Origin of the sequence: Luteitalea sp. TBR-22 (genome assembly GCF_016865485.1) — a bacterium.
In the GTDB taxonomy this organism is placed as follows: Bacteria; Acidobacteriota; Vicinamibacteria; order Vicinamibacterales; family Vicinamibacteraceae; genus Luteitalea.
In genome coordinates this window covers 4,491,239-4,507,362 of sequence record NZ_AP024452.1, presented here as the reverse complement: position 1 = coordinate 4,507,362, position 16,124 = coordinate 4,491,239, and the positions used below count along the sequence as shown (strand labels likewise).

At 70.2% G+C, this 16,124-nt stretch carries 14 protein-coding genes; all 14 read left to right on the top strand.

Features of this window, described 5'->3' with window-relative positions; translation table 11 throughout:
- Positions 1–14 precede the first annotated feature (14 nt).
- The 14 genes from traF (at position 15) to TBR22_RS18795 (ending at position 16,114) form a co-directional block, all read left to right on the top strand.
- Entirely contained in the window at positions 15–1,019 is a 1,005-nt protein-coding gene (gene traF, locus TBR22_RS18860; protein WP_239489390.1) for a conjugal transfer protein TraF, read from the top strand.
- 129 nt (positions 1,020–1,148) lie between these two features.
- A complete protein-coding gene (gene pilB / locus TBR22_RS18855; RefSeq protein WP_239489389.1) occupies positions 1,149–2,897 on the top strand; it encodes a type IV-A pilus assembly ATPase PilB in 1,749 nt (582 codons plus the stop codon).
- A 419-nt stretch (positions 2,898–3,316) separates the two neighbouring features.
- On the top strand, positions 3,317–4,444 hold the full coding sequence (locus tag TBR22_RS18850) for a type IV pilus twitching motility protein PilT (RefSeq protein WP_239489388.1): 1,128 nt from the start codon (positions 3,317–3,319) through the stop codon (positions 4,442–4,444).
- Positions 4,445–4,614: 170 nt separating this feature from the next.
- Entirely contained in the window at positions 4,615–5,823 is a 1,209-nt protein-coding gene (locus tag TBR22_RS18845; protein ID WP_239489387.1) for a type II secretion system F family protein, read from the top strand.
- Positions 5,824–7,524 (top strand): nitrogen regulation protein NR(II), encoded by a 1,701-nt coding sequence (locus tag TBR22_RS18840; protein ID WP_239489386.1) that lies wholly within the window; start codon positions 5,824–5,826, stop codon positions 7,522–7,524. It begins immediately after the preceding gene.
- 26 nt (positions 7,525–7,550) lie between these two features.
- Entirely contained in the window at positions 7,551–8,981 is a 1,431-nt protein-coding gene (locus tag TBR22_RS18835) for a sigma-54 dependent transcriptional regulator (RefSeq protein WP_239489385.1), read from the top strand.
- Positions 8,982–9,361: 380 nt separating this feature from the next.
- Positions 9,362–9,955, top strand: coding sequence for a prepilin-type N-terminal cleavage/methylation domain-containing protein (locus tag TBR22_RS26830; RefSeq protein WP_305068744.1), 594 nt, complete (start codon positions 9,362–9,364; stop codon positions 9,953–9,955).
- Positions 9,956–10,205: 250 nt separating this feature from the next.
- Positions 10,206–10,721, top strand: coding sequence for a type II secretion system protein (locus TBR22_RS26825; protein ID WP_305068743.1), 516 nt, complete (start codon positions 10,206–10,208; stop codon positions 10,719–10,721).
- 60 nt (positions 10,722–10,781) lie between these two features.
- Positions 10,782–12,023 (top strand): vitamin K epoxide reductase family protein, encoded by a 1,242-nt coding sequence (locus TBR22_RS18820; protein ID WP_239493506.1) that lies wholly within the window; start codon positions 10,782–10,784, stop codon positions 12,021–12,023.
- A gap of 60 nt (positions 12,024–12,083) precedes the next feature.
- On the top strand, positions 12,084–13,049 hold the full coding sequence (locus TBR22_RS18815; protein ID WP_239489384.1) for an ABC transporter ATP-binding protein: 966 nt from the start codon (positions 12,084–12,086) through the stop codon (positions 13,047–13,049).
- On the top strand, positions 13,046–13,855 hold the full coding sequence (locus TBR22_RS18810) for an ABC transporter permease (RefSeq protein ID WP_239489383.1): 810 nt from the start codon (positions 13,046–13,048) through the stop codon (positions 13,853–13,855). The genes TBR22_RS18815 and TBR22_RS18810 overlap by 4 nt, the downstream gene beginning before the upstream one ends.
- Positions 13,855–14,793 (top strand): hypothetical protein, encoded by a 939-nt coding sequence (locus tag TBR22_RS18805; RefSeq protein ID WP_239489382.1) that lies wholly within the window; start codon positions 13,855–13,857, stop codon positions 14,791–14,793. The genes TBR22_RS18810 and TBR22_RS18805 overlap by 1 nt, the downstream gene beginning before the upstream one ends.
- Positions 14,790–15,566: an A24 family peptidase gene (locus tag TBR22_RS18800; RefSeq protein ID WP_239489381.1), complete on the top strand. Its 777-nt coding sequence runs from the start codon at positions 14,790–14,792 to the stop codon at positions 15,564–15,566. The genes TBR22_RS18805 and TBR22_RS18800 overlap by 4 nt, the downstream gene beginning before the upstream one ends.
- Positions 15,566–16,114: a PAS domain-containing protein gene (locus tag TBR22_RS18795; protein WP_239489380.1), complete on the top strand. Its 549-nt coding sequence runs from the start codon at positions 15,566–15,568 to the stop codon at positions 16,112–16,114. Before TBR22_RS18800 ends, TBR22_RS18795 begins: the two co-directional genes overlap by 1 nt.
- Positions 16,115–16,124: the final 10 nt, after the last annotated feature.

The following is a 16,124-nucleotide window of genomic DNA, read 5'->3' as shown; positions in this document are numbered from 1 at the left end:
GGTACACTGACCGGATGACCGTGGGCCGCGCGTTCCTGCTGGGGTGCCTGCTGGCGGTGTCGGCCTCCCGACCCGCTGCCGGACAGGGCATGGAGGCCGTCGGTCTGCGGGCCCTCGGCATGGGCGGAGCCTTCGTGGCGGTGGCCGACGACGCCTCGGCCACGTACTGGAATCCCGCCGGGCTGGTCACCGGCGACCTGTTCTCGGCGGTCGCCGAGTACGATCGGGCCCGGCTCGATGCCGCCCCGTTGCCCGGCTCCGCCGGCGAGGGCCTGGGCCTCCGCAGCGGCACCCTCGTGGCCGTCGGCACCTGGCCCGTGGGCGCGACGTTCTACCGGCTGACCTCCGTGGCGGCCCGGATTCCCGCTGCGAGTGGCGCCTCGCCCGCCGGCCCTCCGGCCGAACTCACCCGCCTGACCACGACGCAGGTCGGCGTCAACGTGCTGCAGTCGCTGGCGACGGGCCTGCACGTGGGCGCCACGATCAAGTATCTCCATGGGTCGGCTGCCTCGGCCCTGGTGGCGCCGGTACCGGGGGATCCCCTCGACGCAGCTGCCGACCTGCCGACCCGTGGGAGCCACCGAGCCGATGTCGATGCTGGGGTGATGGCCGACCTGCGCCGGGTGAAGCTCGGGTTGACCGCCCGGAACCTGTTCGAGCCCGAGTTCGACGCAGACGACGGGTCGCGGGCGATCCTGACGCGGCAGGTCCGTGCCGGCGCGGCCTTCCGCGCCACCGACACCCTGATCCTGTCGCTGGATGCCGATCTGACACGGTCGCCAGACGTCACCGGGGACCTCCGGTCGCTGGCCGGCGGCGCCGAGCAGCGGTTCCGGCAGGGCAAGGCGGCGGTGCGCGGCGGGTTCCGGGTGAGCACCACCGGGGAGGCACGTCCCGTGCTGACCACCGGCGGCAGCGTCGCGATCCGCAGCGGGCTGTTCGCCGACGGGTACGTGGCGGTCGGCCTCGATCGGTCGTCGGCTGACGGGTTCGGGCTCGGGGTGCGGATGGTGTTCTAAGTTTCTGGCAGGCCCGTGCCGATTGCCTGTCCGGAGAGGCCCACCTGGGCCCGGGGCTCCCAGGCCTCGGGCGGGCGCGCGGCAGTCCCACCGCGCGGTCAACAGGGTGCATCATCTCGTCAGGGGAACATGGCGGTCAGAATCGGCGAGCTCCTGCTGAAGGAGAAGAAGATCACGCCCACGCAGCTGCAGGAGGCCCTGGGGTACCAGAAGGCCAACGGCGGCAAGCTGGCGATGAACCTCGTGAAGCTGGGCTTCGTGCGCGATGAGGAGATCACCGCGCTGCTGAGCCGTCAGTACGGGGTGCCGTCCATCGATCTGGGCAAGTTCGAGATCGATCCGGCGGTGGTCAAGCTGATTCCCGCCGAGACCGCCCAGAAGTACCAGGTCGTGCCCCTCAGTCGCGCCGGCGCCACGCTCACGCTGGCGATGACCGACCCGACCAACGTGTTCGCCATGGACGACATCAAGTTCATGACGGGCTACAACGTCGAGCCGGTGGTGGCCTCCGAGCAGGCGGTGGCCGACGCGCTCCAGAAGTACTACGCGGCGCCGTCGCGCGCCGCGACGATGCCCAACACCCTCGAGCTGGCCAACCGCGCCCTCGAGGACGCCCAGCAGCAGGCCGACGCCAACAGCGATGCCGTCGAGGTTCTGGAGGACCTCGAGGAAATCGACGTCGCCGCGCTGGAGAAGCAGACCGGCGAGGCGCCGGTCATCCGCATGGTGAACATGGTGCTCACCTCGAGCATCCAGAAGGGCGCCAGCGACATCCACATCGAGCCGTACGAGCGCGAGTTCCGCATCAGGTTCCGCATCGACGGCATCCTGTACAACGTCATGAACCCGCCCATGAAGTTCAGGGACGCGATCATCTCGCGCCTGAAGATCATGGCCAAGCTCGACATCGCCGAGAAGCGGCTGCCGCAGGACGGCCGCATCAAGATCCGCATCAACGACCAGGGCCACAGCAAGGAGATCGACTTCCGCGTCTCCTGCCTGCCGACGCTCTTCGGCGAGAAGGTGGTGCTCCGCCTGCTCGACAAGGACAAGTTGATGCTCGACATGACGAAGCTGGGCTTCGAGGCCAGCTCGCTGTCGAAGTTCAAGACTCAGATCGAGAAGCCGTGGGGCATGGTGCTGGTCACCGGCCCGACCGGCAGCGGCAAGACCAACACCCTCTACTCGGCGATCTCGCAGCTGAACACGCTCGAGACCAACATCATGACCGCCGAGGACCCGGTCGAGTTCAACCTCGCCGGCGTCAACCAGGTGAACGTCCGCGAGAGCATCGGCCTGACGTTCGCCGCGGCGCTCCGGTCGTTCCTGCGCCAGGACCCCAACATCATCCTGGTCGGCGAGATCCGCGACTTCGAGACGGCCGAGATCGCCGTCAAGGCGGCGCTCACCGGCCACCTCGTGCTGTCGACCCTGCACACCAACGACGCGCCGAGCACGGTCAGCCGCCTGATGAACATGGGCATCGAGCCCTTCCTGGTCGCCAGCTCGGTGAACCTGATATGCGCCCAGCGCCTCGTCCGGCGGGTCTGCGCCAAGTGCAAGGTGCCGCACCCGGTGCCGCCGCAGGCCCTCATCGACATCGGCTTCTCGCCCGAGGACGCGCAGACGGTGGTGCCGATGCGCGGGCAGGGCTGCGAGACCTGCAACCACACGGGCTACAAGGGCCGGGTGGGCTTGTACGAGGTCCTCGAGATCACCGACGACCTGCGCGAGTTGATCCTCACCGGCGCGTCGGCCCTCGACCTCCGCCGCAAGGGCATCGAGGAAGGCATGATCACCCTCCGCCAGAGCGGCCTCCTCAAGGTGAAGGAAGGCGTCACCACGACCGAAGAGGTCACGCGGGAGACGGTCAAGTAGCACTCCGTCGGGAGTCGGGAGTCGGGAATCGGGAGTCGGAACGCCCGGGCATGTCCCCGACTCCCCACTCCCGATTCCCGACTCCCGGGATCCTCAAAACTGTCGCTCCACCGTCAGCCCCGGTACGCAATTGCCGCACCTTGGTTGGGGGACGGCCGCCGGTCGATTTTCGCCGGTTGGCGTAAGTGCTTGTCAGCGAGACAGTTGCCGTCCGGCGCTGGTTTGAGCTCGGCCGTTACGATTCTGGCGTCCAGGTTGCACCGCACCTCAGGCGGACGTTCACGCGACCCCGACGGACTGCCGATTAGCGGGCCGCCGGCGCGCGGCGTCCGATGGCGGTCTGCGGCCGGATGTGCCGGGACCGCACACCCCGAGTCCGCTGTGGATCGCGGGAACCGGCGCGCGGCACGCGAGACAACATGGCGACACTGCCCGAACTGCTGAAGACGACGGTGGAGCTCGACGGCTCGGACCTCCACCTCACCACGAGCGCCCCGCCGACCGTGCGCGTGCACGGCAAGCTGGTGCCCCTGAAGCTGCCGGCGCTCACGGCGCCCGAGACCAAGCAGCTGGCCTACAGCGTCTGCACCGACGCCCAGAAGAAGCGCTTCGAGGAGACGCAGGAACTCGACTTCTCGTTCGGCATCCGCGGCGTCGGCCGGTTCCGCTGCAACATCTTCAACCAGCGCGGCGCCGTCGCCTCGGTGTATCGCCTGATTCCGGAGAAGGTCCGCGGCTTCCAGGAACTCAACCTGCCGCCGATCCTGGCCAGGCTGTCGGAGCGGCCGCGCGGCCTCGTGCTGGTCACCGGTCCCACCGGCAGCGGCAAGTCGACGACGCTGGCGGCGATGATCGACAAGATCAACACCGAGCGCAACGAGCACATCCTCACCATCGAGGACCCGATCGAGTACATCCACCAGCACAAGGGCTGCCTGGTGAACCAGCGCGAGGTCCACAGCGACACGCAGAGCTTCAGCGGCGCGTTGCGCGCCGCGCTCCGCGAGGACCCCGACGTGGTGCTGATCGGCGAGATGCGCGACCTCGAGACCATCGAGTCGGCGCTGCGGATCGCCGAGACCGGTCACCTCACGTTCGCGACGCTGCACACCAATTCCGCGTCGCAGACCATCAACCGCATCATCGACGTGTTCCCCGCGCACCAGCAGTCGCAGATCCGCACGCAGCTGTCGCTCGTGCTCGAGGGCATCGTGTGCCAGTCGCTGCTGCGCCGGGCCAACGGGCCGGGCCGCGTCGTGTCGCTCGAGATCCTCGTCCCGACGCCGGCAATCCGGAACCTGATTCGCGACGACAAGGTGCACCAGATCTACTCGATGATGCAGGCCGGGCAGGAGAAGCTCGGCATGCAGACGATGAACCAGTCGCTGGCGTCGCTGTACATGGCGCGGCAGATCACGCTGGAAACGGCGATGGCGGCCTCCTCGATGAAGGAAGAACTGCAGGAGATGATCCAGCGGGGGAGCGGCGTGGTCCCCGGCGCGGGCCTGAACCGGCCGGGGATGCCCGGCGTGCCGGTGCGGCGCTGACGCGGGAGTCGGGAGTCGGGAGTCGGGAATCGGGAGTGGGGAGTCGGGTGCCGACGCGTCGGCAGCGGTCGCGTCACGGTCGACCGCCGACTGCCGACTGCCGACTGCCGGGTGTGTGATCCGAAGGCCGACGGCCGAATGACGACGGCCGTCCATCGAGGGTGAACTTCATGCAGGCGTTTGCATTCTCCGGACGGACCCGGGCGGGCGAGACCATCAACGGCGAGCGGCAGGCCGAGTCGCTCGAGGCGGCGGTGGCGGCGCTGCGGCGCGAGCAGATCCTGATCACGCGGATCGATCCCGTGAAGGCCAGGGCCGCCAAGGCGCTGGCCAAGTCGGGCGGCAAGGTGCCGGCCAAGAGCCTGGCCATCTTCACGCGGCAGTTCAGCGTGATGATCGACGCCGGCCTGCCGCTGGTGCAGTGCCTCGACATCCTCGGCCGGCAGGAGCCGCACAAGGGCTTCGCGGCGACGATCCTCAAGACGCGCGAGGACGTCGAGAGCGGCATGTCGCTGGCCGAGGCGATGCGCAAGCACCCGCGCACCTTCGACGCCCTGTTCACCAACATGATCCAGGCCGGCGAGGCGGGCGGCATCCTCGACACGATCCTCAAGCGCCTGGCGACCTACATCGAGAAGAACGTCAGGCTGATCTCGCAGGTCAAGTCGGCGATGATCTACCCGGTGGCGGTGATCGTGATCGCCGCGCTGGTGGTCGCCGTGATCCTCTGGAAGGTGATCCCGACCTTCGCGCAGATGTTCGCCGGCCTCGGCGCCAAGCTGCCGCTGCCGACGCGCATCGTCATCGCGATGAGCAACGGCCTGGTCAGCTACGGCGCGTTCATCATCATGGGCCTGGCGGCCATCGCCTTCGCGATCCGCGCCTACTACCGGACCAACAACGGCCGGCACACCATCGACAGCCTGCTGCTCCGGCTGCCGATCCTGGGCATCATCCTGCGCAAGGTGGCCGTGGCGCGGTTCTGCCGCACGCTGTCGACGCTCATGAGCTCCGGCGTGCCGCTGCTCGACGGCCTCGAGATCACGGCGCGCACCGCCGGCAACGCGATCATCGAGGACGCCATCATGGAGACGCGCGCGAGCATCGAGCGCGGCGAGACGGTGAGCAAGCCGCTGCAGGACACCAAGGTGTTCCCGGCGATGGTCACCCAGATGATCGGCGTCGGCGAGGCGACCGGCGCCCTGGACATGATGCTGGCCAAGATCGCGGATTTCTACGAGGACGAGGTCGACACGGCGGTCGCCGGCCTGCTCACGCTGATCGAGCCGATCATGATCTCGTTCCTCGGCGTCGTCGTCGGCGGCATCGTGATCTCCATGTACCTGCCGATCTTCGACCTCATCTCGAAGCTGACCTAGATGCGCACGCCGCCCACGGCGGACGCCTCGTCGCCCTCGTCGTGGCCGGCCCGGCCACGGCGCGCGGCGCTGTCCTGGCTGGCCGGCCTGCGCGCCCTCGTGGCCGTGGCCCTGCTGGCGCCGCTGGCCGCCTTCACGGCCGGGCAGGGCCAGTTGCGCCAGGCGGCCTGGCTCGCGCTGCTGCCGCTGGTGCCGCTGGCCAGCAGCGCGTGGGGCCTGCTGGCGGGCGGCGCGCTCTCGGCCGCCGCGCTGGCCGTGCAGGCCGCGCTCGATGCCCTGGTCGTCCTGGCCGTCGTGTGGAGCACGGGCGGCCTGCTGAGTTCGTACACGCCGCTGATGCTGCTGCCGACGCTGGGCGCCAGCGTGCTCGGCGGGCGTCGCGCCGGCCTGCACACCTCGCTCGTGTTCGCCGTGGGCATCCTGCTGATGGCCGCCGTGCAGTACGGGTGGGTGCCCGCGCCTGACGCGGTGCGCGACCCGCTGCGGCAGGGCCTGCTGCCGCCTCTGGCCCTGGCGGCCTACACCATCGTGGCCAATGTGGGCGGCGTGGTGGCGACGGCCCTGCTGGTCGGGCATCTGTCCGAGTCCCTCTCACGCACTGGCGCCGACCTGGCCCGCGCCACGACCAGCCTTGCCGATCTCACGACGGTCAGCCAGCGCGTCATCGACAGCCTCGCCGGCGGGCTCGTCGTGACCGATGCCCACGGGCAGGTCGTGCTCTTCAACCGCACCGCCGAGACCATCACGGGACGATCGGCCGACGAGGCCCTCGGCCAGCCGCTGGCGGGCGTGCTGCCGTTGCCGTCCGTGCCGGGCGAGACCGGCCCCGCCCGGATGACGATCCCGTTCACTCGCGCCGACGGCACGGTGCTCGAGCTCGGCGCGACGGTGGCGCCGCTGCTCGGCGAGGCCGGCCAGCGCGCGGGGCAACTGGTGACCTTCCAGGACGTGACGCTGATCAACCAGCGCGAGGCCGAGCGCCAGCGGCAGGAGCGCCTCGCGGCGGTGGGGGAGATGGCGGCCGGCATCGCGCACGAGATCCGCAATCCGCTCGCCTCGATGAGCGGCTCCATCCAGCTGCTGCGCGGCGAGTTGAGCCTGCGCGACGACCAGGCGACGCTGCTCGACATCGTGATGCGCGAATCGCAGCGCCTCAACGACATCATCAAGAACTTCCTGTCCTATGCCGGACCGCAGCGGGTGACGCGTGCCCGGGTCGACGTGGCCGCGCTGGTGCGGGAGGTCGGGGCGCTGCTCCGGCAACAGGTGGCGGGCGCGACGCCCCCGATCGAGGTGCGCCTCGACGCGTCCGAACCGGTCTACCATGACGTGGACGAGGCGCAGGTGCGCCAGGTGGTCTGGAACCTCGCCAGCAACGGGCTCAAGGCGATGCCGCAGGGCGGCGCGCTGGTGATCGGCGTGGCGCGGGGCGCGGGGGAGGACGCCGGTGCCGTGCGCCTGTGGGTGCGCGATGGCGGGATCGGCATGGCGGCGGCCGATGTCGAGCGCATGTTCCAGCCGTTCCAGAGCGGGTTCCGCCAGGGCAGCGGACTGGGCCTGGCGATCGTCCGCCGCATCGTCACCGATCACGGCGGGCTCGTGAACGTCCGGTCGGCGCCGGGCGAGGGCACCGAGATCGCCGTGGTGCTGCCCGCGCCGGTGTCGCAGCCGCACGGGGCGGCCGAACTCCAGAGGGCCTGACGCGCGCGTCAGGTGCCCGCAGGTCCATGACTCAGCCTTCCGCACGCATCCTGGTGGTGGACGACGAGCGTTCGATGCGCGAGTTCCTCGCGATCATGCTCACCCGCGAGGGCTACGAGATCGTCGCCGCCGAGAACGGCGCGCAGGCGCTCGCGGCGCTCCGGCAGCGTTCCTTCGACCTGCTGATCTCCGACATCCGCATGCCCGACTGCAGCGGCATCGACGTGCTGCGCGAGGCCAAGACGCTGCAGCCCGACCTGCCGGGCATCCTGATGACCGCTTTCTCCTCGACGCAGACGGCCATCGAGGCCCTGCGGACCGGAGCGCTCGACTACATCAGCAAGCCCTTCGACGTCGACGAGATGAAGCGCGTCGTCGCGCAGGCGCTCGAGCGGCGGACGTTGCGTGACCAGCCGGTCGCCCCGGCCGGTGGCGAGCCGGCCGAGGACGACGGGCGGCCGCGGGCGCGCGACACGATGATCGGCCGCAGTCCGGCGATGCAGCGCGTGTTCTCGCTCATCGAGGCGATCGCCGGGACGTCGAGCACGGTGCTGATCACGGGCGAGTCGGGCACCGGCAAGGAGATGGCGGCGCGCGCCATCCACCGCCTGTCGCCGCGGGCCGAGCGGCCGTTCGTCGCGCTCAACTGCGGCGCGCTCACCGAGACGCTCCTCGAGTCCGAGCTGTTCGGCCACGAGAAGGGGGCGTTCACCGGCGCGATGGCCACCACGCGTGGCCTGATCGAGCAGGCCGAGAAGGGCACCATCTTCCTCGACGAACTCGGCGAGATGAGCGCGATGATGCAGGTCAAGCTGCTGCGCGTGCTGCAGGAGCGCCGCTTCCGGCGCGTCGGCGGACACGAGGAGATCGCCGCCGACATCCGGATCATCGCCGCCACCAACCGCGACCTCGCGAAGATGGTGTCCGAGGGCACCTTCCGCGAGGACCTGTATTACCGCGTCAACGTCATCCCGGTGGCGCTGCCGCCCCTGCGCGAGCGCCGCGACGACATCCCCGTGCTCGCGCGACACTTCGTCCAGCGGTTCGCCCGCGAGATGCGTCGTCCTGGCGCCGACCTCTCGCCTGAAGCGATGGATGCCCTGCTGCGCCACCCCTGGCCCGGCAACATCCGCGAGCTCGAGAACGTGCTCGAGCGCGCCGTCGCGCTCGAGACCTCGCCCGCCATCACGCTGGCCAGCCTGCCGGACCACCTGCTCGGCGTTGCGCCGCTCGCGGTGGCCGCCGCGGTGGCCTCCGGAGACGGCAGCGCGGCGTCCGCCCCGGCGCCGTTGTTCCCTGACGAGGGCTTCGACCTCGAACGCCACGTGCAGGACGTCGAGCGCGAGTACCTGGCCGAGGCGCTCCGTCGTGCCGACGGCGTCAAGGTGCGCGCCGCCGAACTGCTCGGCATGAGTTTCCGGTCGTTCCGCTACTACGCCAAGAAGTACAACCTGTAGAACGGTCGGGAATCGGGAGTCGGCAGTCGGGAGTCGACGTCTCCCTCGACTCCTTGTCCCTCGTCCCTTGCATCCCTTGTGACTTGCGTACCTTCCCTCGTCCCTCGCCCCCGGGTGACAACTAATGGCGCTGCGAGGTAACGCGAGTTGTCGCTGCTGACACAATTGGTCACCGGGCCGTCGATATCGGAAGTCGGTGAGACGACCGCGCGACGCTGCCCTTCGTCAGAATCGAAGGAATTCACGGATCTGCGCGGATCGGGCGGTGGCGACCCTGCTGGCACCACGCTTGCTATAAGGAATGGCACCAAGGGTTCCGGGGTCGCGGGGAGCGGCTCCCCTTCAGGGTCACGCAGGACGCACAGAGGAGACAGGACATCATGAAGATCCGCAACAACAAGGGTTTCACCCTCATCGAGCTGCTCATCGTCGTCGCCATCATCGGCATCATCGCGGCCATCGCGATTCCTGGCCTGCTCCGCGCCCGCATGTCGGGTAACGAAGCCTCGGCGATCGGCTCGGTGCGCGCCATCGGCAGCGGCCAGGCCACGTATGCCTCGAGCTGCGCGGGTGGCGGGTTCGCCCAGTCGCTCGCGGACCTCGTCAAGCTGCCGGCTGGCGCCACCGCCGGCTTCGTCAGCCCCGACCTCGACCCGGCCGTCAATCCTCCGGGAGTCGGCACGATCGGCGCGCTGGCCGGAAGCGCTGGCAAGAGCGGCTACGACGTGGGCGTCATCGCCGGCACGGTGGGCACGGCAGTGACCCTCGCCGCTGCGACCTGCAACACCGCGACGGCTGACGCCGTGGCGACCTACTTCACCCTCGCCGTGCCGCAGGCCGTCGGGTCGTCGGGCCAGCGTTCCTTCGGCGCCGACGAGCGCGGCACCGCGTTCCAGAAGCTCGATGGCACCGCCATGACGGCTGCCAACATCAAGGCGGCGGCGCTGCCGGCGGGTGTGAGCCCGGTCGACTAACCGACCACGAACGACCGTCCCTCACGCAGGGACAACGAAGAGGCCGGCTCCTGCCGGCCTCTTTGCTTTGTTGCAGGAAGCGCAGGGCGGGCTCGAAAGGGCTCGCCCTGCCGCATTCTTGCGGCGCTTCGCCCTGTCCTGCCGGCCGTGACCCGTCAGCCGCGGGCGGTAACCGTACCCGTAAGTCGTGAGCCGCCCGCATCTTGGGTCTCACGGTCGCGCTGGCCCGCGGCTTGCTTACCACAGGGGCATGGATGTTCATTCCCGGCCCCGACGCGCTGACGGCTTCACCCTGATCGAGTTGCTGATCGTGGTGGCCATCATCGGCATCATCGCGGCGATCGCCATTCCTGGCCTGCTGAGGGCTCGTGTCTCGGCCAACGAGGCGTCGGCCGTCCAGTCGCTCCGCACCCTGGTGAGCGCGCAGTCCACGTTCGCCTCGACGTGCGGCAGCAACGGCTACACCACGTCGCTCACGACGCTCGTGACCGAACGCTTCGCCTCGCCCGACATCGACATCACGCCGAAGAGCGGGTACTTCTTCCAGTTGGTGGCCGGGCTCGGCAGCCGTCCGGTGGCCACCGACTGCACGGGGGCCCCGGCGATCAGCGCCTACTACTTCCGCGCAGAGCCGCTCTCTTCGAGCTCCGGGCGTCGCGGCTTCGCGACCAACCAGGCCGGGACGATCTGGCAGGACATGAACGGCACCGCGCCGCCGGAGCCGTTCGCCTCCGGCGCGACGATCTCGCCGCTCGACGAGCACTGACCCGCAGAACGCGCGACGCTAGCATGCCGCTGGCGGCATGCTAGGATTTCCTTGATCCTCATGTCGCCGCGCGCCCATACCGCTGCTCTCGTCTGCATCCTCGTCGGGCTGGCGGCCTCGGTGGCCGCCGCGTTCGTGCACTACCAGCTCGCCACCACGCCCGGGTACGAGAGCTTCTGCGACGTCAACGCCACCTTCAGCTGCGCGCAGGCGTACCAGAGCGCGTACGGCCGGCTGCTCGGCGTGCCGGTCTCGATTCTGGGCGCGGGCTTCTTCGCGGGCCTGCTCGCCCTGGCGACGCTCGGGCGACGCCTGGAGGCGCTGGCCAGCTACCTGCTGGTCGCCTCGCTGGTCGGCCTCGGCTTCGTCCTCTACCTCGCATGGGCCACGGTGTTCGTGCTGGGGACCCTGTGCCTGCTGTGCCTCACGACGTACGCGGCCGTCGTCGGGCTCTTCTTCATCGCCGGGTCCGCGGCGAGTGTGCCCATGATCGACGTGCCCGAACGCCTGTCCCGTGATCTCGGTCGCCTGGTCGCCACGCCGGTGGCCCTGGCCGCGTGCCTCCTCGTGATCGGCGCCACCGCCGCATCCGCGGCCTTCTTCCCGAAGGACCCCGCATCGACGGCGGCCGCCGTCGCCGCCGGGGCGCCGGGCACCGCCGAGGAACGCGCCTCGGCGGCTGCGGCCGCCCAGGCGGCCAGCGAGCCGCCCCTCACCGACGACCAGAAGGCGCAGTTGCGCGCCTCCTTCGACCAGCAGCCGCGGATGATCGTCCCGGCCGACGCCGAGGGCGCTGCCGTCGTGGTGGTCAAGTTCAACGACTACCAGTGCCCGCCCTGTCGGCAGACCTTCGAGCTCTACGAGCCGATCTGGGCGAAGTTCGCCGGCAAGGTCAAGTTCATCACGCGCGACTTCCCGCTCGAGGGCGAGTGCAACGCCAGCGCTCCCAACGGCGCGCACCAGGCGGCCTGCGAGGCCGCGGCCGGCGTGCGGATGGCCAGATCGGTGGGCAAGGCCAGCGAGTTCGAGCACTGGCTGTTCGCCAACCAGCCGTCGCTCTCGCCCGAGATGGTGAAGGATGGCCTGAAGCAGGTCGCGGGCATCGCCGACTTCGACGCGCGATACCCCACGGTGATCCCCGCGGTGAAGAGCGACACGGCGCTCGGCGCGAGCCTCGGCGTGCAGTCGACGCCCACCTTCTTCATCAACGGTGTCCGCATCCCCGGCGGCATCGCCCCCAGGGTGCTCGAGTACATCCTCGAGTACGAGATCAGCAAGGCCGCGGCCCCGGCCGTGAAGTGATGGCCACGACTGCCGATTGAGGGAGCGCTGGCTCCCTCGTGGGCGTCTCGCCGGCATCTCATGCCCGATCCGGTCATCGCCGTCGAACACCTCACCAAGGACTACCCGGTCGGCTTCTGGCGGCCGCGGCCGTACCGCGCGCTCGACGACCTGACGTTCTCGGTCGCGCCGGGCGAGGTGTTCGGCTGCCTGGGCCCCAATGGCGCCGGCAAGAGCACGACGCTCAAGCTCCTGCTCGGGCTGGTCAGGCCGACCGCCGGCTCCGCCCGCCTGTTCGGCGTGCCCGTGGCCGACGTCAGTTCGCGGGCCCGCGTCGGCTTCCTTCCCGAGAATCCGGTCTTCTACGACTACCTGACCGGCGAGGAACTGCTGGCCTACTACGGCCAGTTGTGCGGCTTGCGTGCCGGCGAGGCACGGGCGCGGGCGAGCTCGCTGCTCGACCGCGTGGGGCTGGGCGCGGAGCGCCGCCTCGCCGTGCGCCGCTATTCGAAGGGCATGGTGCAGCGGCTGGGCGTGGCGCAGGCCCTGGTCCACGACCCCGACCTCGTGATCCTCGACGAGCCGATGTCGGGGCTCGACCCGATTGGCCGCCGCGACGTGCGCACCCTGATCCTCTCGCTTCGCGACGAGGGAAAAACGGTGCTGTTCAGCTCGCACATCCTCTCGGACGCCGAGACCCTGTGCAGTCGCGTGGCCATCCTCGCGGCCGGGCGACTGCAGGCCCTCGGCAGCATGACCGACCTGGTCGAGTTCTCCGTCCGTGGGTGGGATCTGCTGCTCGACGGGGTCGACGACGTCCGACAGGCACGACTGCGCGAGGCTGGCGGGACGCTCACGCCACTCGGGGGCGGCCGCGTGCAGGTGCACCTGCCGGGCACGGTGGCGCCGGAGTCCCTCCTGCAGGACCTGGCGGCCGGCGGCGCACGCGTGCTCTCGCTGCAGCCGGTGCGCGAGACGCTCGAGGACGTGTTCCTGAAGTTCGTCGAGGGCAAGCGCCGCGACGATGCGGATGGGGGCGCGGCATGATCCGCCTGGCGGGAGTGGTGGCGCTCAACACGTTCCGCGAGGCGGTGCGCGACCGCGTGTTCTACAACCTGCTGCTGTTTGCCGTGCTCCTGGTGGGGACCTCGCTGGTCATCGGGCAGCTCGCGGCAGGGCAGGACGTCAAGATCATCAAGGACCTCGGCCTGGCAGCCTCCCTGCTGTTCGGGGTCGGCATCGCGATCTTCATCGGGATCCAACTCGTGGCGCGCGAGGTCGAGCGTCGCAGCGTCCATGCGACGTTGTCCAAGCCGGTGCCGAGGCCGCTGTTCCTGCTCGGCAAGTATCTGGGGCTCCTGCTCACGCTCGCGGTCAACATGCTGGTGATGACCGTCGCCCTCTACGCGGTGCTCCTGGTGTTCGGAAGGCTGACGCCCGCCAACGTGCAGGCCGTCTGGACGGCTCCCGCCGCCGATCCGCGGCTGATCGTCGCGCTCGGCCTGATCTACGTGGAACTGGCGGTGGTCACGGCGGTCGCGTTGCTGTTCTCGACGTACTCGTCGGCCCTGCTCTCGGCCACCTTCACGACGGCCATCTGGGTGGCCGGCCACTTCGTGGGCGACCTGCGGACGCTGGACACCATCGGCGCCTCGGGCTCCACGGTCTGGGTGGCGCGCGCCGTCTCCTGGGTGCTGCCGAACCTGGCGTTGTTCGACGTCAAGGCCGAGGTGGTGCACGGGGTGCCGGTGCCGTGGGCCCAGGTTGGTGGCGCGGTCGGGTACGGCGTCGCCTACAGCGCGGCGATGCTGGCCATCGCGGTGGCCATCTTCCAGCGCCGGGACTTCAAGTGATGACCGCCGCCGACGCCATGGCCGCTCCTGCCACGCCGCGAGGATGGCCCTGGCTGGCCGTGGCGGTCGCGTCGCTGGTCTCGGCCGCCGCCCTGCAGGCCTACGCGCTCGGCAAGCGCCCCGCCCAGGAACTGCCCGCCGTGCTGTACCTGCAGTCGCCCGCGGTCGCTCGCCGCGCGGTGCTGTCGTTCGACACGCTGGCGGCCGACCTGTACTGGATGCGCGCCCTGCAGCATTTCGGCGCCACGCGCCTGCGCGTCGACGGACCGAAGCGCTTCGAGAACCTGCAGCCGTTCCTCGACCTGGCGACATCGCTCGACCCGCGCTTCAACATCGCGTACCGGTTCGGCGCCATCTTCCTGTCCGAAGAGCCGCCGGGCGGCCCGGGTCGCCCCGACCAGGCGATCGCACTGCTCGAGAAGGGCGTGGCCGCCAACCCGCACCGTTGGGAGTACCACCAGGACATCGGGTTCGTGCACTACTGGTGGACCGGCGACTACGCCCAGGCCGCCGCGGCGTTCTCGCGCGGCGCGGCCGTGCCGGGGGCGCCGTGGTGGCTGAAGTCCCTCGCGGCGGTCACGCTCGCCCAGGGCGGCGATCGCAACAGCTCCCGCCTGCTGTGGCGGGCGCTCGCGCAGACGCCCGACAACGACTTCCTGCGCCGCGACGCCCAGCGCCGGTTGCTGCAGCTCGACGCGCTCGACCAGGTCGACGCGCTGCAGGCACTCGTCGAGCGTGCCCGGGCGGCTGGCCTCTCGGCGCCATGGTCGTGGCCGCTGCTGTTCCGGGCCGGCTACCTGCGACAGCTGCCCGTCGACCCCACGGGGACGCCGTACGCGATCGACATGACCACGGGCCGCGTCGACGTCCACCGGCAGTCCGGCCTCTGGCCCTTGCCGATCGAGCCGCGCAAGGCAGCCGGCGGGGGCCCTCGGTGACGACCGAACCCGTGCTGCTCTCGCTGCTCGCGCTGCTCGGCCTCGTGGTCGGCAGCTTCCTCAACGTGTGCATCTACCGCTTGCCGCGCGACCTGTCGGTGTCGTTCCCGGCGTCGCACTGCCCGTCGTGCGAGCACCCGCTGCGCTGGTATCACAACGTGCCGGTGGCGAGCTGGGTCGCGCTGCGCGGGCGCTGCGGGTTCTGCCGCGCGCCGATCCACTGGCGGTACCCGGTCGTCGAACTCCTCAACGCCGGGCTGTGGGCGCTGCACGGGGCGTGGTTCCCGTGGGACGGGCTGCTCATCGTGCGCCTCCTGTTCGCGTCGGCGCTGCTGGTGCTCTTCTTCACCGATCTCGATTGCCGCATCCTGCCCAACGAGATCACGGTGGGCGGCACGGTGGCCGGGCTGCTCGCCTCCGTGGTCGTCACTCCACCGGGCTGGCAGTCGTCGCTGATCGGCGTGCTGCTCGGCGGCGGAGTCCTGTGGGCGACCGGCACCATCTACGAACGCGTGCGCGGCGTCGAAGGGATGGGCATGGGCGACGTCAAGATGCTCGCGATGATCGGTGCCGTGCTCGGTTGGCCGCTGATGATCCTCACGCTCATCTGGTCGTCCATCGCCGGCGGCACGGTGGGGGCGATCCTGCTCGCCTTCAAGGCCGATGCGCGGACCACGGCCCTGCCGTTCGGCTCGTTCCTCGCCCCGGCCGCGCTGGCGGCCTCCCTGGTGGGCCAGCCGGTCCTGGACTGGTATCTTGGGTTCTACCGCTGATGCCGCTGCAGACCTACCTCTGGCTCGTCGGACCCCTCGTCCTGTTCTGCTTCGTGCTCGCGCTCTCGGTCCGCCGCGCGGCCCATCGCCGCGTCACGCTGGAGATGGCGCGCACGCGCGGTCGTTCGAGCGAGGCCGGCCTTGCCTCGGCCATGTCGGACGCACTGACCCGTCTGCGAGGGCAGGAACTGGCCCATCAGGCGCGCTACGAGGCGCTGGCGGGGTTCATGGAACAGGTCGTCGAGAGCCTGCCCGGGGGAGTGTTCGTCCTCGGCCGTGACGGCAATCTCCGCATCGCCAACACCGAGGCAGTGCGCTGGCTCGGCCTGTCGCGCGCCGAGGGACAGGTGCTGTGGACGCTCGACGGCACCGAGCCCCTGCGGCGGGTCGCGCAGGAGTGCCTCCAGCGCATGGCCAGGCACGACGCGACCGTCGTCGGTCCCGGCGCCCCCGGGACGGCGGTCCCCGTCACGGTGATGCCGCTGCGTGCCGCAGACGGCGACGTCGACGGCGTCCTCTACCTGGTCCACGTCGAGCACGTCGCCTGACCCGGCTGCT